Genomic DNA, 20,216 nt, shown 5'->3' on the forward strand with positions numbered 1-20,216 from the left:
TGCCCTCGGGGCAGCCGGGTACCCAACTGCGCATGACCAATTTTGGCTACACTTTGATGACCGAGCAGAGTGGACCCAAAGAGCTTGTCCAGTACGCCATTTCGGCCGAACAGCGCGGTTTCGACTTCCACGTCTGCAGTGACCACTTTTCACCGTGGCTCAGCTCGCAGGGACACGCGCCCAACGCCTGGGCGGTCCTGGGTGCGGTGGCACAGGCCACCGAACGGGTAGACCTCTACACCTACGTGACGTGCCCGACGATGCGGTATCACCCGGCCATCGTCGCCCAGCAGGCCGCCACCGTGCAGATCCTGTCCGACGGCCGGTTCACGCTGGGCCTGGGCAGCGGCGAAAACCTCAACGAGCACGTCGTGGGCAGGGGCTGGCCGGCCGTCACCCGCCGCCAGGACATGCTGCGTGAGGCCATCAAGATCATCCGGGAACTGTTCGGCGGGCAGCTGGTGGACTTCACCGGCGACTATTTCCAGGTCGACTCCGCGCGGCTGTGGGACGTCCCCGACGTCCCGGTCGGCATCGGGGTGGCCATCGGGGGCACCAAGGCGATCGACAAGTTCGCCAAGCTGGCCGACCACCTGATCGCGACGGAGCCCAAGGCCGAACTCGTCCACGGCTGGCACGGCGCCCGGCAGGCCGCGAACCTCGCCGGTGGCGGCCGGGTGATCGGCCAGATACCGGTGTGCTGGGACCCCGACCGCGACACGGCCGTCAAGCGCGCGCACGACCAGTTCCGCTGGTTTGCCGGCGGCTGGAAGGTGAACGCCGACCTGCCGACCCCGGCCGGTTTCGCCGGCGCGACCCAATTCGTCCGCCCCGAAGACGTCGCCGGCACCATTCCCTGCGGGCCCGACCTCGACGCGATCGTCGAGAGCGTCCGGCCCTACTGGGAAGCCGGATTCACCGACATCGCGCTCATCCAGGTCGGCGGGGACACCCAGGAGAGGTTCCTCAAAGAGGCCGCCGAGCCGCTGCTCGCCGCGCTGCGCGAGGCAGCGAACTGATCGGCGGACGGGCGATGACGAGCGACCAATCGGACGACACCACAGCCACATTGGTCTCCGCGCTCGGCGGTGCCAGCTTCGCCCTGGGCATCGGCGAACTGGTGGCGCCGAGTCGGGTCGCCGCGATCGCGGGCGTCGACGACACCGCCCGGTCGCGCCGGGTGATCCGCGCGCTCGGGGTGCGCGAATGCGGCCATGGCGCGGCGCTGTTGGGGGGCCCCGACAAGCTGGTGTGGACCCGTGTGGCCGGGGATGTCCTGGATATGGCCCTGTTGATCGCGGGTGTGGCCGCCCGCGGCCCCGGGCGGCGGCGCCAGGGCATCGTCTGTGCCGCCGCCCTGTCCGGGATCGCCGGCCTGGACCTCTACACGGCGATGCGAACTCTTTGATCCGACGCGAATCGTCGATCGCAGGAAGGAAAACGGCGATGTCAAACGAATTGCAAGGAAAGAGAATAGCTTTTCTCGCGGCCGACGGCGTGGAAAAGGTTGAGCTCGAACAGCCGCGCGCGGCGCTGCAAGAGGCCGGGGCCAAGGTCGAGGTGCTCTCGCTCAAGGACGGCGAAATCCAGGCCCGCAACCACGATCTCGAGCCCGCCGGGACCTTCGCCGTCGATCGGAAAGTGTCCGAGGCGTCGGTGGGCGAATTCGACGGCCTGGTGCTGCCGGGCGGCACGGTGAACCCGGACAAGCTGCGCATGGACGACGACGCCGTCTCGTTCGTCCGCGATTTCGTCAGCTCGGGCAAACCGGTGGCCGCCATCTGTCACGGACCCTGGACCCTGGTGGAAGCCGGTGTGGCGGTGGGCCGGACGCTGACGTCCTACCCGAGCATTCGCACGGATCTTCGCAACGCGGGCGCCCAGGTGGAAGACGACGAGGTCGTCATCGACGGCAATTTGATCTCCAGCCGGTCACCGTCGGACCTCCCCGCGTTCTGCGCGGCGATACTCAAACAGTTTGCCCAGGCGACGGCCGGTTAGCCGCGGCGATGCCGGGCCGGTCGGTTTGAATGCCCCGGTTTGCGGGCATCATCCCGCCAAGCCGTGATCAGCGGCTATCCGTATAGGGTTCTCGAAAGGCCAACCGTGACGACCACATATCCCGAGCCCGCCGTCTTGCCCACCCAGAACGTGTATCGGCCGCAGGAGGACTCCAGACTGCTGGTCGATGTGATGCACGAGACCGGTCTGATCCCGGGACGGCGCGTTCTGGACCTGTGCACCGGCAGCGGTTTCGTCGCGATAGCGGCGGCGGAGATGGGTTGCGCCGACACGACCGCCTTCGACATCTGCCCGCAGGCCGTTCGCTGCGCCCGGGAGAACGCCGCGGCTGCCGGAATCGACATCGACGTTCGCGAGGGGTCGTGGATAACCGCGGTGGAGTGCGCGCCGTTCGACGTGGTGGTGTCGAATCCGCCCTACGTGCCGACCCCGCCCGGTGCCGAGCTGGAAGAGATCTGCCCGGAAGCCGGACCGTCGTGGGCCTGGAATGCCGGCCGAGACGGACGCCTGATCCTCGACCCGCTGTGCGAGTCGGCTCCGAAGTTGTTGCGCGACGGTGGATCCCTGCTGATGGTGCACTCGGCACTCGCCGGTGTCCAGCAGTCGCTGGATTCCCTCAAGTGGGCCGGTATGGACGCGGCAGTGGTTGCCTCGAAATGGATTCCGTTCGGCCCGGTGATGACGTCCCGGGCGCAGTGGTTGGAAGACGTCGGCCTGATACCGCGCGGACGCCGGGAAGAGGAACTGATCGTGATTCGGGCCGAAAAGCGATGAGTCCCACCAGGGTTCAGGTGGTGCCCAACGGCCCGGTGCTGGTTTCGGGTCCGGTGCGCATCGAGATGCCCGGCGGCGAGGTCGTCGAGTCCGACCGGTTCATGGTGGCGATCTGCACCTGCCGTCGCAGCGGCAGGTACCCCTTGTGTGACACCAGCCACCGCAGATGCAAGCGCCTGAGCAAGACGACCGCTACGTCAGCGGCCGCCGCAACGACGTCCGATCCTGCTTCCACGACGCCATAATCGTTTCCGCCAGGCGGTTTTCGACCGCGGCGTGCGCGCGGATCCCGAATATGACGTCCTGCTCGAGCTGCGGCTCCCGGGCGACGAGATCGCCGACCACATCCGCGCGCACGACGTGTTCGTGTACCGCGTCGGCCTCGACGTGCTCGCTGTAGAAATTGATGCAGGCCGCGGGCGCCTGCAAGCGCTCCAACGCCCGCACCATGCGCTGGGATCCGGGCGGCGAGGTGATCTCGGTCGACGCGAAGTGCCCGATCGCGGCGCCGCGCAACGAGCGGTGCAACCCGAACAGCGACATCAGATTGACCACCGCCAGCGATTCGGCGGGAACCGCGTCGACGTAACCCCAATACGTCGCGTCCAGCCCGGCCGCGGTCAGCAGATCGGCGAACAGTTGCTGATGCAGTCGGGGGCCCTGCCCGGCGCCGTACTCGTCGAACTCCACCGCCACGAAGGCCGCTTTGGCGGTGCCCATCAGGCGCGGAATGGCCCAGGCGTGCGGATCGCCCTCTTTGAGGTGATACAGCGAGCGGTGCACGAAGTATTCGCACATCTGCTGCCACGTCCCGGTGTCACGCAGGTAGTACGACGGGCCGGTGCCGTCGACGGGTTCGATCGAAATCGCTTCCATCTCAGCCGCGGCCGTCTGCTCGGGTTCGATCGGCCCGACGTCGCGGCGCACACCGGCCAAGAACACGCGCTCCAGCTCGGCGCGCAGCGCCAGCAGCGCCGGGTTCCACTCCCACGCGGGGTCGACACCGGCGAAACCGCGGTAGTGCAGCTCGTAGCAGACGGACAGCGCCAGCTGCAGATCCAGACCGTACGGGTCGGAATCGCGCACGGATGCGCCGATGCGCGCGAAATGGTCAACCGACGGCGGGCCCGCCAGCGCGCGACGAACGGCTGTCGACAGGGGCCCGTGTGCCTCGGGCAGGACGGGTTCAGTCATGGTCGATGAGCGGGTCACGCCGGTGACTACCCGTAACCGGGGCCCGGCAAACGGCGCCGCAACACTTTTCGACGCCCACTAGCCGGATTCAGCCGGCAGTCTGAAGGTGATGTCGAGGGTGGTGCCGGTGGCCGCGGTGTCGAGCTGCGTCGCATCGCTGAGCGCCCTGATCAGGGGCAAGCCGCGCCCACCGTTGACCGGGTTGGCGGCCGGCGCCTTCCACGAACCGTAATCGGTGATCCGGGTGCGCACTTCGCCGTCGCCGAGGCTGGCCTCGACCACCATCGTCCCCGCGACGAATCCGCGGTAGGCGTGTTCGACGCAATTGGTGCAGGCCTCGTTGACCACCAGCACGATGTCGGCGGCCAGGTCCCCCGTGATGTGGGCGGCGCGCAGCCAGTCCGCGAGGCGGTGCCGGATGCGAACCAATTGGTCTGCGGTGGCGTCACTTTCGATGCGTAGCGGCGTCTGGTGGTGGCGGTAGATCACCATCGCGACGTCGTCGTCATAGCCGCCCGCCGGCGCCAGTTCACGAAGCATCTCATCGGCGACGGTGTCCAGCGGTAATGTCATCGTCTGCGCCAGAACGTCTGCCGCGCGGGCGATTCCGTCGTCGATCGACTCGTGTTTGCGTTCCACCAGCCCGTCGGTGAACAACATCAGGGTCGAGCCGGGCGGCAGCACCCGGGTGGCCTGCGGGCGCGGTTCATCGCGGCGGACCGCGAGCGGCACCGAAGCGGCGTCGGTCAACAGGGTCGTCGTGCCCGGCTCGGGGCCGGTGAGCACGGCTGGCATGTGCCCGGCGTTGCTGTATTGCAACAGCCCGGTTTCGGTGTCCAGGATCGCGAGAAAAACGGTGGTGCAGTAGGCGTTCGGGATGAGCGACGCCGCCGAGTCCAGCTGATCGAGCAGCACCGCCGGCTCCGCGCCGTTGATCAACAACGCTCGCGCGGAACTGCGCAGCTGGCCCATGATGGCGGCGGCCGGCAGGCCGCGTCCCACGCAGTCGCCGACGACGATGCCGATGCGGTGCTCGCCGATCGGCAGCACGTCGTACCAGTCACCGCCGATCTCCAAGGGCAGCACCGCGGGTTCGTAGCGCACCGTGAAACCCGGCGGGGGCTGGATGGGCGGGAGCATGGCACGCTGCAGCGTCAGCGACGTCTCGCGGGCGCTCTCGAACTGACGAACGTGCTGCATCGCCAGACTGAGGTGGCTGATCAGCACGGTGACCAGCAGGCGGTCTTCGCCACTGACCCAGCGGGGTGTGCGCAGCTCCAGCCACAACGCCAGGTCCCCGGTGCCGGACAGCACCGCGACCAACCCCTGGGCCTTACCGGGATGATCAGGTGACTCAACGGTTTTCGCGGTCAGCGGTAGTTGCTGGCGCGCGTCGGAGAAGGTGTGACGCAACCACGGATCCAGCTTGCGCCACGACGTCGCCGCGGGCTCGCCCGCGGTGTGGACGGTCGGGTCGCCCTCGCCGCTGGGCCACATGACCGCGACCACCCGCTGCACGTCGATCGCCGCGCGGCACTCGTCGAACGTGATCGACAGCAACTCATCCACGCTCCTGGCCACCGCCACCGCCGTGGCCAGGCGCAACACCGCGCTCTCCCGCGCCGCGAATGCGCGTTCCGCGGTGATATCACGAACGGTCCCGACGTAGGCGTCGCGATCGCTGCCGGATTCCTTGACCGCGTTGATGCTCACCTTCACCCAGGCGAGATGCCCGTCGCCGTGGCGGATCGGCGTTTCGTAGTCGGCCCTGCCGTGGTTCAGCACCAGGCCGATCTGCTCGGCCGCCGTCTTGGTGTCGACCAGCCACGGGTGCGGCCACCGATAGGGCAAACCCTCGCTGGGAAAGCCGATGATGTCGATGAAGGCGCTGTTCATCTCGATCACGGAGCCCTCGTGGTCGGCGACGAAGAACCCCTCCTGCAGCGAATTCACCAGCGCGTTGCGGAATTTGTCGCGATCTGCCAGCCAATCCGCGCGATCCCGCTGTTCCGCGTAGCGCCTGTTGCCGTCGATGAATCCGCGCATGGCCACGTCGAGGGGAGCCAGCAGTTGCAGCAGGAACTCCAGCGCGATCGGCCCGTCGATGCGCACGTCCTTCGCGATCTCGAAAACCAGGCGGACGTGGTTCTCGACGATTTCGAGCAGGCTGATCTGATTCTGTAGGGCCGTGCGACCGAGCTCATTTCCGATCGACAAGTTGGCGTCATCGGGTGAGTCCAGATAGTTGCGCAACGCGGCGGCGTAGCGATCGTGGAAGTCTTCGTTGCCGCTCATGTCGAGGTCCCCCTGTGCCGCGCCGTCAGCACCATCGCGTCATCGGTTTCCTTGGCGCCCTTACCGAGAATCTCTTCCGCGATGGCGACAGCGTGCGCCGAGAAGTCGACGTGACCCAGGTAATCTTCCCCGATCCCGTCGGTGCTCATCACGAGAAGATCACCGGGGCGGATCGAAATAGCCTGTGCCGGACGGATTTCCGGTATCCGGTAGCCGACGATGCCCCCGGTGAGACGGGCACTGGACCGGACATGGATACCGCTGGGCGCCTTGGCCACCAGATCGGCGGTGACGTTGCCGACCCCCGTCCACGTCAGCGTGTTCGCGGCGAAATCCACCCGCCAACGTCATTGCGACCCCTCTGGTTCCGGTGAGCAGCCGGTGGCAAAGCTGGATCAGGACTTCGAGCCGCTCGGAACTGTTGTTCTTGACCGCATCGATCGCGCGCAGCGCAGCCTCCGCGGCGGCCGGCCCGTGACCGAGGCCATCCACCAGACCGAACAGCGCGGCCTCGCCGCCGATGGCGACCGAGATGCCCCGGTCGCCGGAGGTGTACTCGCTGGGCAAGGGCCGGCCCGCCCTGGCCCACTCGATGGGTCCGAACCGGCCGCTTTCATGCACGGGGCGGGACCCATTTCCACATCTCGATGACGGTCCCCTGACCGACCGTGGACTCGACGACCAACCGGTCCATCAGGCGGCGCGCGCCCGGCAAACCCATCCCCAGCCCGCGGCCGGTCGAATATCCGTCTTCCATCGCGCGTTCGATGTCGGCGATCCCGGGCCCCTGATCCTCCGCGCGCACCACCAGGGCCTTGCGCCCCTCCCGGTCGGCCACCCCGACCCGGACGGAGCCGCGGCCGGCGTAGCTGGTGATGTTGCGGGCGATTTCGGAGATCGCCGTGGCGATCATGGTGACGTCCGTCAGTGAGAATCCCAGATCAAGGGCGAGCTGGTGCCCCGCCTTGCGGGCGTCGACGATGTCGTCGGGATGGTCGATGGCGACGACGATATCAGCCGCCACCATCGCGCCCGATCGTCGGTTTCCGCTGCGCCAGTTGACGATTCAGAAGGGACAGGCCCTCTTCCAGGTCCAGCGCGGTGTTCATGTCGTCGAACGCCAGGCCAAGCTGGACCATCGCGAACGCCACCTCGGGCTGCAGGCCGACGATCACCGTGTCCGCGCCACGCAGCCGGGTCATGTGCGCGATCGTGCGCAGCGAGCGGGCCGCGAAGGAATCCATGACGTCGATGGCGGTGACGTCGACGATGATGCCCTGCGCGCGGAACCGGCTGACGCGCTCCATGAGGTCGTAGCGCAGCCGTTCGGCGTCGGAGTCTGAGAGCGCGGCCTGCACCGAGGCGATGAGGATCGAACCCTGTTTCAGGATCGGTACTGGCATGCGGCGCTCGCGTTCCTAACCGTCACCCGGTCTGCTCGCCGGTGCGAGTCACCTCGTAACCCAGCAGCCGCTCGGCTTCCTCGATGCCGCCCTGCAGGTCGCCGACCGCGTTCATCTTCGACAGGTCCAGGCCGATCGTCACCAGCGTCAGCGCGATCTCCGAGGACAGACCGGTGATGATCACGCTGGCACCCATCAGCCCCGACGCGTCGACGGTCTGCACCAGGTGGTTGGCCACGGTCGAGTCGATGGTCGGCACACCGGTGATGTCGATGACCACCACTTTCGCGCGGTTGGCGCGGATGGCGCGCAACAGCTGCTCGGTGACCTGGCGGGCGCGCTGGCTGTCCAGCACACCGATGATCGGCAGGATCAGCAACTGCTCACGCACCTGCAGCACCGGCGTTGAGAGCTCCCGGATCGCCTCCTGCTGCTGGCGGATGATGCGCTCACGTTCCTGGACGAAGCTGACCGCCACGGTGTTGGCGATCCGGTTGGCCGCCGGCTCGTAGGCGTCCAGCACCCGGTTGAGCATCTCGAATTCGGTCTGGTACTTCTCGAACAGCGAGCGGGCCAGCACGTCGCGGAGCAGCAGGACGATGCCGACGACCTCGTCGGTTTCCACGCCCCGTGGAATGATGCGTTCGGACAGGTCGCGGGCGTAGGCCTGCAGCGCCTCGACGCTACCGGTCTCGAGCACCTCGACATAGTTGTCGTAGACGGCCGTGGCCTCGGAGAAGAGCTCTTCGGGCGTCATCGCGGTGAGCAGCTCGGCCTCGGTGATGCGGCGGGCCCATTCCTCCCGCAAAACGGTCCGATTCTGCCGCAGGTGCTGAACGAGCTGAGGCAACAGCCCCTCGCTGGAAATGCCGACGACTTGCGCTGCGGTGCCGGTACTGGTGAAATCCGACGTCGAATCTGACATATGGCCTCCCCAGGCCTCCCGAGTACACGTCACGCACTGCGGTCTGCAGTTCCTTTTTGCGAGACTAGCCTGGGTTGTCGCGGGCCACGTGTAGAGGGCATATTCTTCTCGCAGTTCATAACGCAGGCTAGGGTTGAACCACGCTCGAGGCATTCAAGGCCCAGGACAAAGGATTGCCATTGTCAGCTCCTGATTCGATTACCACGTTGGTTGAGGACCACGACGGCGTTTCCGTGGTCAGTGTCAGCGGCGAAATCGATTTGGTCACGGCTCCTGCCCTGGAACAGGCCATCGGCGCGGTCGTCGCGGAGAGTCCCACCGCACTGGTCATCGATCTCTCGGCGGTGGAGTTCCTGGGCTCGGTGGGGCTGAAGATCCTGGCCGCGACGTACGAGAAGCTGGGCAAGGACACCGGGTTCGGCGTGGTCGCGCGCGGCCCGGCCACCAGGCGGCCGATCCATCTGACCGGTCTGGACAAGACCTTCCCGCTGTATCCGACGCTCGACGACGCGCTGACCGCGGTGCGGGACGGCAAACTCAACGGCTAGCAACCGGGGCGCCGGCAGCCATGGGTGTCGATCATCCGGAAGACGACCAACAATGGGACCGCAGCCAGCGCGGTGAAACCGAAATCGAACGGCTGGACCGCAATTGGAACAGCCTGCTGCAGGAGTTGCGCGTGGTGCAGACCGGCGTGCAGCTGCTCACCGGGTTCTTGTTGACGCTGCCGTTCCAGCAGCGCTTCGACGTGCTCAGCGGACCGATGCGGATCGTGTACCTGGTGACGGTGGGGTGTTCGGTGGGCGCAACCGTGCTGCTGATCGCCCCGGTCGCCATTCACCGGCTGCTGTTCCGGCGGCACCGCCTCCAGGCGCTGGTGTCGGCCGCGCACCGGTGTGCCTACGCCGGGCTGGCGTTGCTGGGCACGGCGCTGACCGGGGTCACGGCAATCGTCTTTGTCGCGGTGGCCGGGGCGACGGTGGGGTTCATCGCCGGAGCCTGCGCCCTGGCGCTGTTTGCCATCTTCTGGTGGGCGTTACCCCTGACGCTGCGCACGCACGGAATGTAGTCAGCGGCCGGGCGACAACTCCGCGATCCGGGTGGTTTCCAGATGGTCGAGCAGGTCCTGCGGATCGGCGAAGATCGGGGCGGCCCCGGCCTCCTGCAACTCCGCGCGGGAGATGCCGCCGCTGAGCAGCCCGATGCAGGGCACTCCCGCGGCCGCCGCGGCGTGCGCGTCCCAGACGGCGTCCCCGACGAAGACGGCGTGCCGGGCATCCACCCGGGCCCGGTCCAGCGCCACGTGCACGATGCCCGGTTCGGGTTTGGCGGTGTCGACGTCACGGGACGAGGTCGTCTCGGAGATGACGTCATCGCAATCGAGCACCTTGCGCAAGATCGCCAATTCGTCCTCGGGCGCCGAGCTGGCGAGCACGACCTGCAGTCCCAGGTCCGCGACGCGGCGCAGCAGGGCGCGGGCCCCGGGCAGCGGTTCTGACAACGCGGTGATCTCGCGGTAGTAGTGGCTGTGCTTGTCGCTGAGCCGCTCCTGCACGTCGTCGGGCGCGTCGTCGGACAGCGTCCGCACCAGCGTTGAGCCGTCCATGCCGATGCGGCGGTGGATCTGCCACGACGCCACCACGATGCCTTCGGCGTCGAACGCGCGCCGCCACGCGTGGACGTGCAGGTAGTTGGAATCCACCAGGGTGCCGTCGACGTCGAACAGGACGGCGGGGGCGCCCGCATCGGGTCGCAACGTCATGTGGTGGGCATACCCACGCCGGGCCGGGCTGACACCGGCCGGCGGCTGAGCGGCGTGGCGGCGGCGGCCCTCGTCGCCGCTCCGTTGCGAATAACGCTGGCATTCAACGGATCTCGCGAGCGACCGCGTTAGGTTGCCCCGGCGGCGTCCGGTCGGCGACGCCGGGACGCCGGGGGGACCCGCTGGCGCGTAAGCGGATGCGTGCGGCGGCCGAAATTTCTTGCCCCAGATCGGTGTAGGGCGCGCGTGAACGGGGTACTGCCTGCGCCACGGGTGAGTACAGCAAAGTGCGTCAGCCCGTCTGAGAGCAGGGAGGAACTCCGATGGCGACCACCACTGACTACGACGCACGCCGTGTATCCGACAACGACACCCAGGACAAGTCCTCGCTGCGCGAGCTGGCACCGACCCTGCACGGGGCCGGCACCACCGTGGTCGACGAGGACCCCAACGATGTCCACTTCTTCGAGCTGCCCGGCGCCGACCTGTCCGGGGAGGAGCTGACGGTGACCGTGATTCCCCAGCGGGCCGACGAGTTCACCTGCTCGAGTTGCTTTTTGGTGCAGCACCGCAGCCGGTTGCGTCGCTCCAGCTCCGGCCTGCCGGTCTGCGCCGACTGCGCGTAACGCGCCGATAGCGCCCCGGCCGCGGCGTGGCGCCGTCTCGCGCCTGCGCCGAAATGTCACAGGCTTGAACTAGGTTCATCGGACAAGTCTGCGTCGGCGCGAACGGCACGTTGAGGAGTCATGGAGAAGGTTCTCGGGTCGCTCCTCCTGCTGGGGTTAGCTCTCCCTTGGTATTTCACGCAGCAGGCCACCGGCAGCCCGCCGGCGGGGTTTTTGGCCGGCCTCGGCGGGCTCGCGCTCGCGGTCGCCGTGCTGTGGTGGCTTTCGGTGCAGCGGGACCGCCGTCAGGCCGACGCCCACCGCCGCCGCGACCTCAAACACGCGAAATCCCGGCTGCGGGCCATCGACCGCATGTCCGGTACCGAATTCGAGGAATTCGTCGCCGCCCAGCTGCGCGTCGCGGGTTACACCGTCACGCCGACCGCGAGCACCGGCGACTACGGGGTGGACCTCATCGCCAAAAGGGGCGGCGTCCGCATGGCGGTGCAGTGCAAAAGGCTGGCCAAGGCCGTCGGCGTCGCCGCGGTGCAACAGGTCGTTTCCGGGTCGCGCCACCACGGCTGCAATCGGGCGGTCGTGGTGACCAACCAGACGTTCACGAAGGCGGCCCGCCAATTGGCCGGCACCCATCAATGCCGGCTGGTCGGGCGCACCCAGCTGCAGAACTGGACGCGGGTGGCGCCCATTCCCGTGCGGGGGAACTAACGGCCGCGAGATGCCCTGGGCCGCAGCGCGTTCGGACGGTGCGCCTCAGCGCCGGGTGGTGTCCTCGATGACCCGGCGCGCGATCTCGCGCAGCGGGGTGTTCGTGCTCTGCGACAGTTTGATCAGCGTGTTGAACGCCGTGTGGTCATCGAGGTCGTAGCGCTCCATCAGAATGCCTTTGGCCTGCCCGATGGTGTCGCGGGTGCTCAGGGCCTCCCTGAACTGTTGGGTGCGGACGACGTTGCTCCACGCCAGGGCGCCCAGCGCGGCGAAGACGGCGGCCACCCGGCGGGAATCGTCGGAAAAGGCGTGCGGGCGTTCGGCATAGAAGTTCAGCGCCCCCATGCTGAGCTCGTCGGCGTACATCGGCAGTGACAGGACGCTGCGCACCGGCGTGTACGCGAGGGCGTCCGCCTGATACTTCGGCCAGCGCGAGTCGCTCCCGAGGTCGTCGATGACGACGACTTTCCGGGTCCACGCGGCGTGCACGCACGGCCCCTCGAGGTGGCGTTGCTGGAACTCGTCGAGCAACCTGGCGCAGTCGTCGGTGACCGAGGGGGTGCTGACCTCGTTCTGCCGGCTGGTGACCGTGATCCCCGCCTCCTGCGCCCCGGGCACCCAGCGCGCCGCCGCCCTGGTCAGCTCGTCCAGCACCCGAGGGAAGTCGGCCGCGTCCGCCGAATAGATGGCCCGCAGAACGTCGGTGAGCAGGGTGAGATCGTCGAAATTGGTCACTGAATGTCGCCTTCGTGCGTCGAGACCGGTTCCAGGCAAAAACCCGCGCCGTTTTCTCCCAGCCTGCGGTCTCGCGAGGCGATCATTTGTCAGTTATGACGGCGACGAATGTCAATGCTGTCTGCTCAGCATTACGGTGAGATCCACTATATCGGCCGGGTTTTGGGTGATTGCGACCGACACCGGACGAGCAAAACCTAAGTGGTCGGGGTGGCGGGATTCGAACCCACGGCCTCTTCGTCCCGAACGAAGCGCGCTACCAAGCTGCGCCACACCCCGCCTGAAGCTCCGACAGCCTATCGCACCGGGCTAGCGGCTCGCCAAACCGCGGTGCGCCACGTCACTCCCACGAGCAAGAACGCTCGAACTCGACCAGCGCCCGGGCCGGGCCCGTCGGGTCCAGTCCCTGCGCCGCGACCCACTCGTCGCTGAAGTAGGTGTCGCGGTAGCGGTCGCCACTGTCGGCGAGCAGCGTCACCACCGAACCGCTGCGGCCTTCGGCGACCATCTCGGCCAGTAGGCCGAACGCGCCCCACACGTTGGTGCCGGTGGACGGCCCCACCCGGCGCCCCAACACGGCGCTGACGTGGCGCGCGGCGGCGATCGACGCCGCGTCCGGGACGGCCACCATGCGGTCGACCACGCCGGGGAGAAACGACGGTTCCACCCGCGGCCGGCCGATGCCCTCGATGCGCGACGAGGTGGGCATCAGAACGTCGTCGCGGTCCTCGGCGTAGGCGGGAAAGAAGGCGGAGTTCTCCGGGTCGACGACGCACAACCGGGTGGTGTGGCGGCGATAGCGGATGTAGCGCCCGATCGTGGCGCTGGTCCCGCCGGTGCCGGCGCCGACCACGATCCATTCCGGGACGGGGAAGCGCTCCTCGCGCATCTGCTCGAAGATCGACTCGGCGATGTTGTTGTTGCCCCGCCAGTCGGTGGCGCGTTCGGCGTTGGTGAACTGGTCCAGGTAGTGCCCGCCGGTTTCGCGGGCGACGCGCTCGGCTTCGGCATACACCTCGCTGGAACTCTGCACGAAATGGCAACGGCCGCCGTGGGCTTCGATCAGCGCGACCTTCGATGCGCTCGTCGCCGCCGGCATCACCGCGACGAACGGTAGCCCCAGCAGGGCCGCGAAATAGGCCTCCGACACCGCCGTCGAACCCGACGACGCCTCGACCACCGTGGTGCCCTCGTCGATCCAGCCGTTGCACAGGGCGTAGAGGAACAACGAGCGGGCCAGCCGGTGCTTGAGGCTGCCGGTGATGTGGGTGGTCTCGTCCTTGAGGTACAGCGCGACGTCGACGTCGGTGCTCCACGCCGACGGCAGCGGATAGCGCAGCAGGTGGGTGTCGGCGCTGCGGCGGGCGTCGGCGTGGATCAGCCGGATCGCATTGTCGGTCCAGCACCGTGAGCGGCTGCGGACCGCGATCCGGGTCCGGTCAGTCAACGCACCGAAGCTGTTGGCTGCGAACGGCTCAGGTCGCTGGCCGCGTCGCGGTCGCCCATCGGGGTGGAGATCAGCGTCAGCATGGTCGCCTCGGGCCGGCAGCAGAACCGCACCGGCGCGAACGGCGAGGTGCCCATCCCCGCGGAGACGTGCAACTGCATGTGCGCGCCCCACCGCGACGGCCCCTTCGCGCGCGAGCGGTCCAGGCCGCAGTTGGTCACCAGGGCGCCGTAGAACGGCAGGCAGACCTGTCCGCCGTGGGTGTGCCCGGCCATCACCAGTTGATAGCCGTCGGAGGCGAAGCGGTCCAGCACCCTGGGCTCCGGGGAGTGGGTCAGCCCCAGCCGCAGGTTCGCCGCGGGGCTGGCCGGGCCCGCGATGGTGTCGTAGCGGTCCCGGTCGAGGTGCGGGTCGTCCACGCCCGCGGCGGCGACGTGCAGGCCCGCCACCTCGAACTCGCGCCGGGTGTGGGTGAGGTCGAGCCAGCCGCGCTCGGTGAACGCCGCCCGCAGGTCCTGCCAGGGCAGCGGCTCGCCGCGGACCCGGTGCGACGGGTTGGTCACGTAGTTCAGCGGGTTCTTCAGGCGCGGCCCGAAGTAGTCGTTGCTGCCGAACACGAAGACACCCGGCCGCGACAGCAGGTCGCCCAGGGCCTGGACGACCGCCGGGACGGCCTTCGGGTGGGCCAGGTTGTCGCCGGTGTTGACCACCAGGTCCGGCTCCCAGCCGGCCAGCTCCCGCAGCCACGCCTGCTTGCGCCGCTGGCCGGGCGTCATGTGGAGATCGCTGATGTGGAGCACGCGCAACGGTGTGGAACCCGGGCTCAACACGGGCATGGTGATCTCGCGCAGGACGAAGGCGTTGCGCTCGATGATCGCGGCATAGCCGAGGCCGGCGACGCTCGAACCGAGCGCCGCGGCACCGGCACGTATCAGGACGGGCATAACGTTCGCCATGATGGCAGCCTACTGCCGGTCGCGGACGGGCAGCGTATCTCGTGCGTCACGACGCAATCAGATTTACGGCGGCGGCGCACCGGGCGGGGCCGGCGGTGGCGGCGCCATCAACGGGATGGTGATCGGCGGCAGCCCCGGAATCTCGACGACCTGCGAGCCGACCGGCACCGGCGCCCCTTCGGGCGGCGGCGGCGGGGCGGGCGGGATGCCGTTGCTGACCTGAATGGTGATGATCGAGCCCGGAATCGTCGCGCCGCTCGGTGTCGTGCCGACCACCTCGCCCTGCTTCGCGCTGCTGTTGACGAAGTTGTTCTGGTCGGCGACCTGGAAGCCGGCCTCCTTGATGCGCGCGCGTGCCGCGTCGATGTCCAGGCCCGCCACGCTCGGCACCCGCGACCCGGGGGAGCCGTCGACGTAGCGCGGGTCGGTGGGCGGCAGTTGCACCGGGCCGAAGTTGGTGGCGATCGGTTTCATCGCGGTGAACCACGTGCGCGCGGGCTCGTTACCGCCGTAGAGGTCGCCCTCGCCGCAGTGCCGCAACGGGGACGAACACAAGTCCGTGGGGTTGGTGGAGTCGTCGTAGATGTAGTTGGCCGCCGCGTAGTGGTTGGTGAATCCGACGAAGCCCGAGGAGCGGTGGGCTTCGGTGGTGCCCGTCTTACCGGACATCGGCAGGTCCCAGCCCGCCGCGCCGGCCGAACCGGACGCCGTGCCGCCGCCCAACGCGTCCTTGCTCATCGCGTTGGCCAGTGTGTTGGCCAGCCCCTCGGGGACCACCTGATCGCAGGTCTCGGTCGTCACCGCGACTTCGTTGCCCTTGCGGTCGACCACCTTGTCGATCGGGTTCGGCGGGCACCAGGTGCCGCCCGAGGCGAGCGTGGCCGCGACGTTGGACAGCTCCAGCGCGTTCACCTCGATCGGGCCCAGGGTGAACGATCCGATGTTCTGCCGTTTGACGAAGTCGGCGAGGCTCTCGTTGCTGTCGGGGTTGTAGTCGCGGGCGGTGCCGGGGTCGGCGTAGGACCGCAGCCCGAGTTTGATCGCCATGTCCACCGTGCGCGTCACCCCGACCTGCTGGATCAGCTTGGCGAACGCGGTGTTGGGTGAGGTGGCCAACGCGTCGGTCACGTTCATCGACCCGCGGTAGTTACCGGCGTTGACCACGCACCAGTTGTCCTTCGGGCAGCCCTTGGCCCCGCCGCTACCCATGCCCTTGGCCTGGAACCGGCCGGGCACCTCGAGGGTGGCGTTGATGCCCATCCCCATGTCCAGGGCCGCGGCCGTGGTGAAGATCTTGAAGACGGATCCCGCGCCGTCGCCGACCAGGGAGAAGGGTTGCGGGCGCATGGTCTGACCGGCGTCGACGTCCAGCCCGTAGGTGCGGTTGCTGGCCATCGCCATCACCTTGTGCGACGTCTTGCCGGGCTGGATCACGCTCATCACGCTCGAGATGCCCGGCAGCGTCGGGCTGGCGAACTTGTCGATGGCCGCCTTGACCGGCAGCTGCACGTCCGGGTCCAACGTCGTCTTGATCAGATAGCCGCCCCGGGCCACCTGTTCCTTGCTGATCCCGGCCCGGGAGAGGTACTCCTGCACGTAGTCGCAGAAGAACGCCCGATCGCCCGCCGCGATGCAGCCGCGGGGCAACTCGTTGGGCTGCGGCAGGATGCCCAGCGGCGCGGCCTTGGCGGCCTGCAGCGCCTCGGCCTCCTGCGGGATGTTCTCGATCATGGTGTCCAGCACCAGGTTCCGCCGCGCGAGAGCGCCCTCGGGGTTGGTGTACGGGTTGAGCGCGCTGGTCGATTGCACCATGCCCGCCAGCAGCGCCGCCTGCTGCCAGTTCAGGTCGGAGGCGTTGATGCCGAAGTAGGTCTGGGCGGCGTCCTGCACGCCGAACGAGTTGTTGCCGAACGAGACCAGGTTCAGATACCGCGTCAGGATCTCGGGCTTGGTGAAGGTCTTGTCCAGCGTCAGCGCCATCCGGATCTCGCGCAGCTTGCGCGCCGGGGTGGTTTCCACCGCCGCGCGCTTCTCCGCGTCGGTCTTCGCGGTGACCAGCAGCTGGTAGTTCTTGATGTACTGCTGCTCGATGGTCGACCCGCCGCGCGTGTCCACGTCACCGCGCGCGTAGCCCGCCAGCCCGGTCAGGGTGCCCTTCCAGTCCACCCCGTTGTGGTCGGCGAACCGCTTGTCCTCGATGGAGACGATCGCCAGCTTCATCGTGTTGGCGATCTTGTCGCTGGGCACCTCGAACCGGCGCTGCGAATACAGCCACGCGATGGTGTTGCCCTTGGCGTCGACCATCGTCGTCACCGCCGGCACCTCGCCCTCGAGCAGCTGCGCGGAGCCGTTGGCGACCACTTCGGAGGCCCGATTGGACACCAGCCCTATGCCGCCGGCGACGGGAAACAGGAGCGCGGTGGCGACGACGCTGGCCAACAAACAGAACCCCGCGAGCTTCAAGATCGTGAGCGCGGCCGGGGGGCGGTCTGACATGGGTACTACAGTAGCGGCCCCCAGTCACGCCGCCACGCTGCAACTTCGCCCAAAAATTTCGGCGCCCGGGCCCCTCGGGTGCGCACCGAGAATTTGCGATTGCGTCACAGGTCAGACGGGTAGCCCAGTGTGCAAGATCACTTTCCCGCCGGATTTTTTGGACGAGACGGCACGCTCGTCCCAAAAAAAGCGTTATCGGACTGTTGCGCAATTGGCACCTGACCACCTAACTTAGACACACGGTGAGATTCAGGTAACACCGATGTACATGGTGAGGCGTAGATCGCAGGGTTGGATCTGCACCCAAGGAGGGCGGCCGTGACGGGCGGCCGGTAGGGAAAGGGAACGATTCGTGTCACCAATACGGCCGGCGGCGCGTAGGACAAACATCGCAGCCGCACAAGGTGTACTCCGCAGCGTCGATGCTGAAGAACGGATCGCTTGGGTCTCGAAGGCGCTCTGCCGCACGACCGATCCCGACGAACTGTTTGTCCGTGGCGCGGCCCAGCGCAAGGCGGCAGTGATCTGCCGGCACTGCCCGGTGATGCAGGAATGCGCGGCAGACGCGCTGGACAACAAGGTCGAGTTCGGGGTGTGGGGCGGCATGACCGAGCGGCAACGCCGCGCGCTGCTCAAGCAGCACCCCGAGGTGGTGTCCTGGGCGGACTTCTTCGACAAGAGCAGAAGCCGCACCGCGGGCTGACCGAGTGGGGCCCTAGGCGACCGACGTGATCTGGTCGGCGAGGGCCCGCAGCGCTTCCAGATCCGACACGTCAAACGGCAGCGAAGGAACGCCGATGACCGGCACGTGCGGATTGGCTCCGGTGAATCGGGAGAGCAATCTGACTTCCCGCTTGGCGGTCTGCGCGCGGTCGGCATGAATCCGCAGCACGGCCGCGGCCAGCGACGCGGCTTCGGAATCGGTGTCGTGCTCCAGCATCTCGGTGGCGTCGATCGCCCGCTCGGCCGGTAGCGAGCACAACGTCGGATGCGTGCGGTTCAAGACCAGCCCGGCGAGCGGCATGCCTTCCTGCGACAGCCGGTCGACGAAGAAGGACGCCTCGCGCAACGCGTCGGGCTCGGCCGCCGACACCACGACGAATTGCGTGCCACGCCTTTTCAGCAGCGCGTACGTGCGGTCCGCCTTTTCCCGGAAGCCGCCGAAGGTGGCGTCCAGCGATTGCACGAACGCGGCGGCGTCGCCGAGCATCTGTGAGCCCAGGATGGTCGACATTGCCTTCATGGCCAAACCCATTGCGCCGGTGACCAACCGGCCGATGCCGCGGCCCGGCGCCAGCAGCAGCCGCCACAACCGGCTGTCCATGAAGCTGCCCAGCCGCTTCGGCGCGTCCAGGAAGTCCAGCGCGTTGCGCGACGGCGGGGTGTCGACGACCACCAGGTCCCAGCGATCCTCGGCCAGCAGCTGGCCAAGCTTCTCCATCGCCATGTATTCCTGCGTGCCCGCAAGCGAACTGGCGACGGTCTGATAGAACTGGTTGTCCAGAATCGCTTGTGCGCGACCGGGTCCGGAGTATTGGACCACCATTTCGTCGAAGGTGCGACGCATGTCGAGCATCATCGCGTGCAGCTCGCCTTCAACCTCCGCCGCCAGCGGGACGCGCTGCGGCGTGTTGCCGAGGTCGTTGACCCCCAGCGCCTGGGCCAGCCGCTTGGCCGGATCGATCGTCAAGACGCAGACGTTGCGGCCGTATTCGGCGGCGCGCAGGGCGATCGCGGCCGCGGTGGTCGTCTTGCCCACGCCGCCCGCGCCGCAGCACACCACCACCCGGTTCGACGTGTCGGCCAGGATAGCGGCCATATCAAGCGGTTTCGGCGTGGTGCTCATCGAACTCCCTGCTGTGCAAGCGATTCCGACAGTTCGTAAAGGCTGCCCAAATCGACCCCGTCGGAGATCGCCGGAAGTTGCAGCCGCGGGACCTTCAGCGCGTCGAGCTGTTGCGCGATCTCGGAGCGGGTGGCGATCACGGTCGCGTGCTCGATGGTCTCGGTCAACAGGCCGGCGAAGTCGTTGTCGTTCAACGTGATTCCGGACTTTTCCAGCCCGGCCCGCACCGAGTCGGCGTCGACGTCCCCCTCGGCGGCCTTCGCCAGATCGGCCGGTTGCAGGTAGGAGGGGATGTTGCGGTTGACGATCACGCTGCCGATCGGCAGCTGCATGTCGGCGAGCTCCTCGATGGCCTCGAGCGTTTCCTGGACGGGCAGCGCCTCCAGCAGGGTGACCAGGTGAATGGCGGTCTGCTCGGAGTGCAGCAGCTTCACGACGCCGTCGGCCTGCGAGTGCACGGGGCCGCCCTTGGCCAGATCGGAGACGGCCTTGGTGACATCGAGAAACCGCGCGATCCGGCCCGTCGGGGGCGCGTCGACGACGATCGCGTCATACACCGGGAGCCGGTTCTTGTCGACGCGGATCACCGTCTCTTTGATCTTCCCGGTGAGCAGCACGTCGCGCAGGCCGGGCGCGATGGTCGTCGCGAACTCGATCGCACCGATGCGGCGCATCGCGCGGCCCGCGATGCCCAGGTTGTAGAACATGTCGAGGTATTCCAGGAATGCGGCCTCGATGTCGATCGCCAGGGCGTTGACCTGACCGCCGCGTTCGGCGGTCGCGATCTTCACCTCCTGATAGGGCAGGGGTGGGACGTCGAAGAGTTGCGCAATCCCTTGGCGGCCCTCGACTTCCACGAGGAGGACTTTGCGGCCGCCGGCCGCCAGCGTGAGCGCCAGCGCCGCCGCGATCGTCGACTTGCCGGTACCGCCTTTGCCGGTCACAAAATGCAAGCGGGCCTTGGTCAGGCGCGCCGGCCAGCCGACGGCGCTGCCGCCGCTCGATGTGGTTGCCACCTTCGCATGCTAGC

The 20,216-nt window shown here is 67.8% G+C and carries 22 protein-coding genes, 1 tRNA gene and 1 pseudogene; 10 read left to right on the forward strand and 14 right to left on the reverse strand.

Translation table 11 applies throughout. The features are described 5' to 3' along the window. Positions 1–32: 32 nt before the first annotated feature. The 5 genes from OCU_RS26860 to OCU_RS50075 all read left to right on the forward strand — a co-directional run bounded on the left by OCU_RS26860 (position 33) and on the right by OCU_RS50075 (position 3,041). On the forward strand, positions 33–1,019 hold the full coding sequence (locus tag OCU_RS26860) for an LLM class F420-dependent oxidoreductase (RefSeq protein ID WP_008263293.1): 987 nt from the start codon (positions 33–35) through the stop codon (positions 1,017–1,019). Between the two features lie 14 nt (positions 1,020–1,033). Continuing rightward, on the forward strand, positions 1,034–1,408 hold the full coding sequence (locus tag OCU_RS26865) for a hypothetical protein (RefSeq protein ID WP_009954773.1): 375 nt from the start codon (positions 1,034–1,036) through the stop codon (positions 1,406–1,408). Positions 1,409–1,446: 38 nt separating this feature from the next. Continuing rightward, positions 1,447–2,001: a type 1 glutamine amidotransferase domain-containing protein gene (locus OCU_RS26870; protein WP_008263296.1), complete on the forward strand. Its 555-nt coding sequence runs from the start codon at positions 1,447–1,449 to the stop codon at positions 1,999–2,001. Between the two features lie 105 nt (positions 2,002–2,106). Continuing rightward, the gene (locus tag OCU_RS26875; protein ID WP_008263297.1) at positions 2,107–2,796 is read left to right on the forward strand and encodes a HemK2/MTQ2 family protein methyltransferase; all 690 of its coding nucleotides are present in this window, start codon (positions 2,107–2,109) and stop codon (positions 2,794–2,796) included. Further along, the gene (locus OCU_RS50075; RefSeq protein WP_080552528.1) at positions 2,793–3,041 is read left to right on the forward strand and encodes a CDGSH iron-sulfur domain-containing protein; all 249 of its coding nucleotides are present in this window, start codon (positions 2,793–2,795) and stop codon (positions 3,039–3,041) included. The genes OCU_RS26875 and OCU_RS50075 overlap by 4 nt, the downstream gene beginning before the upstream one ends. Here the strand turns inward: OCU_RS50075 and OCU_RS26880 are convergent. From OCU_RS26880 to OCU_RS26905, 6 genes and pseudogenes are all read right to left on the reverse strand, one after another. Then, positions 2,989–3,990, reverse strand: a complete 1,002-nt coding sequence (locus tag OCU_RS26880; RefSeq protein WP_009954776.1) for an iron-containing redox enzyme family protein — start codon at positions 3,988–3,990, stop codon at positions 2,989–2,991. The genes OCU_RS50075 and OCU_RS26880 overlap by 53 nt on opposite strands. Positions 3,991–4,068: 78 nt before the next feature. Further along, a complete protein-coding gene (locus OCU_RS26885) occupies positions 4,069–6,285 on the reverse strand; it encodes a SpoIIE family protein phosphatase (RefSeq protein WP_014378933.1) in 2,217 nt (738 codons plus the stop codon). After that, positions 6,282–6,852 (reverse strand): annotated as a pseudogene (locus OCU_RS26890) (SpoIIE family protein phosphatase). Before OCU_RS26890 ends, OCU_RS26885 begins: the two are co-directional and overlap by 4 nt. A 46-nt stretch (positions 6,853–6,898) precedes the next feature. Beyond that, a complete protein-coding gene (locus OCU_RS26895) occupies positions 6,899–7,309 on the reverse strand; it encodes an anti-sigma regulatory factor (protein ID WP_014378935.1) in 411 nt (136 codons plus the stop codon). After that, complete coding sequence (locus tag OCU_RS26900; RefSeq protein WP_008263312.1) at positions 7,299–7,688, reverse strand: STAS domain-containing protein; 390 nt, start codon at positions 7,686–7,688, stop codon at positions 7,299–7,301. Before OCU_RS26900 ends, OCU_RS26895 begins: the two co-directional genes overlap by 11 nt. Positions 7,689–7,710: 22 nt before the next feature. Further along, a complete protein-coding gene (locus tag OCU_RS26905) occupies positions 7,711–8,613 on the reverse strand; it encodes an STAS domain-containing protein (protein ID WP_009954780.1) in 903 nt (300 codons plus the stop codon). A 179-nt stretch (positions 8,614–8,792) separates the two neighbouring features. Between OCU_RS26905 and OCU_RS26910 the strand changes: the two genes are divergently transcribed. Together OCU_RS26910 and OCU_RS26915 are read left to right on the forward strand one after the other, a co-directional pair. Next, positions 8,793–9,161 carry an STAS domain-containing protein gene (locus OCU_RS26910; protein WP_008263316.1) on the forward strand — a complete coding sequence of 123 codons (369 nt, stop codon included), beginning with the start codon at positions 8,793–8,795 and terminating at the stop codon, positions 9,159–9,161. A gap of 20 nt (positions 9,162–9,181) precedes the next feature. Further along, positions 9,182–9,682, forward strand: coding sequence for a DUF6328 family protein (locus tag OCU_RS26915; RefSeq protein WP_009954783.1), 501 nt, complete (start codon positions 9,182–9,184; stop codon positions 9,680–9,682). On the opposite strand, the gene OCU_RS26920 is transcribed toward OCU_RS26915, so the two are convergent. Next, on the reverse strand, positions 9,683–10,375 hold the full coding sequence (locus tag OCU_RS26920; RefSeq protein ID WP_014378937.1) for an HAD family hydrolase: 693 nt from the start codon (positions 10,373–10,375) through the stop codon (positions 9,683–9,685). It abuts the gene before it with no gap. Between the two features lie 323 nt (positions 10,376–10,698). On the opposite strand from OCU_RS26920, the gene OCU_RS26925 reads away from it, so the two are divergent. After that, on the forward strand, positions 10,699–11,001 hold the full coding sequence (locus OCU_RS26925; protein WP_014378938.1) for a DUF4193 domain-containing protein: 303 nt from the start codon (positions 10,699–10,701) through the stop codon (positions 10,999–11,001). A gap of 120 nt (positions 11,002–11,121) precedes the next feature. Next, complete coding sequence (locus tag OCU_RS26930; protein ID WP_009954786.1) at positions 11,122–11,706, forward strand: restriction endonuclease; 585 nt, start codon at positions 11,122–11,124, stop codon at positions 11,704–11,706. A gap of 45 nt (positions 11,707–11,751) precedes the next feature. Here the strand turns inward: OCU_RS26930 and OCU_RS26935 are convergent, their stop codons facing one another. The 5 genes from OCU_RS26935 to ponA2 all read right to left on the reverse strand — a co-directional run bounded on the left by OCU_RS26935 (position 11,752) and on the right by ponA2 (position 17,340). After that, positions 11,752–12,441: a GAF and ANTAR domain-containing protein gene (locus OCU_RS26935; protein ID WP_009954787.1), complete on the reverse strand. Its 690-nt coding sequence runs from the start codon at positions 12,439–12,441 to the stop codon at positions 11,752–11,754. Between the two features lie 202 nt (positions 12,442–12,643). Next, positions 12,644–12,720: transfer RNA gene (locus OCU_RS26940), tRNA-Pro, on the reverse strand. 61 nt (positions 12,721–12,781) lie between these two features. Continuing rightward, a complete protein-coding gene (gene cds1 / locus OCU_RS26945) occupies positions 12,782–13,888 on the reverse strand; it encodes an L-cysteine desulfhydrase Cds1 (RefSeq protein WP_009954788.1) in 1,107 nt (368 codons plus the stop codon). Continuing rightward, a complete protein-coding gene (locus OCU_RS26950) occupies positions 13,885–14,844 on the reverse strand; it encodes a metallophosphoesterase (protein WP_009954789.1) in 960 nt (319 codons plus the stop codon). The genes cds1 and OCU_RS26950 overlap by 4 nt, the downstream gene beginning before the upstream one ends. 63 nt (positions 14,845–14,907) lie before the next feature. After that, positions 14,908–17,340 carry a transglycosylase/D,D-transpeptidase PonA2 gene (gene ponA2, locus OCU_RS26955; RefSeq protein ID WP_008263338.1) on the reverse strand — a complete coding sequence of 811 codons (2,433 nt, stop codon included), beginning with the start codon at positions 17,338–17,340 and terminating at the stop codon, positions 14,908–14,910. Between the two features lie 352 nt (positions 17,341–17,692). On the opposite strand from ponA2, the gene OCU_RS26960 reads away from it, so the two are divergent. After that, the gene (locus tag OCU_RS26960) at positions 17,693–18,043 is read left to right on the forward strand and encodes a WhiB family transcriptional regulator (protein WP_008263340.1); all 351 of its coding nucleotides are present in this window, start codon (positions 17,693–17,695) and stop codon (positions 18,041–18,043) included. Positions 18,044–18,055: 12 nt separating this feature from the next. On the opposite strand, the gene OCU_RS26965 is transcribed toward OCU_RS26960, so the two are convergent. Both OCU_RS26965 and OCU_RS26970 read right to left on the reverse strand, forming a co-directional pair. Next, the gene (locus tag OCU_RS26965) at positions 18,056–19,186 is read right to left on the reverse strand and encodes an ArsA family ATPase (RefSeq protein WP_008263342.1); all 1,131 of its coding nucleotides are present in this window, start codon (positions 19,184–19,186) and stop codon (positions 18,056–18,058) included. Further along, on the reverse strand, positions 19,183–20,202 hold the full coding sequence (locus OCU_RS26970; protein WP_008263344.1) for an ArsA-related P-loop ATPase: 1,020 nt from the start codon (positions 20,200–20,202) through the stop codon (positions 19,183–19,185). The genes OCU_RS26965 and OCU_RS26970 overlap by 4 nt, the downstream gene beginning before the upstream one ends. Positions 20,203–20,216 lie beyond the last annotated feature (14 nt).

Source organism: Mycobacterium intracellulare ATCC 13950, from assembly GCF_000277125.1.
In the GTDB taxonomy this organism is placed as follows: domain Bacteria; phylum Actinomycetota; class Actinomycetes; order Mycobacteriales; family Mycobacteriaceae; genus Mycobacterium; species Mycobacterium intracellulare.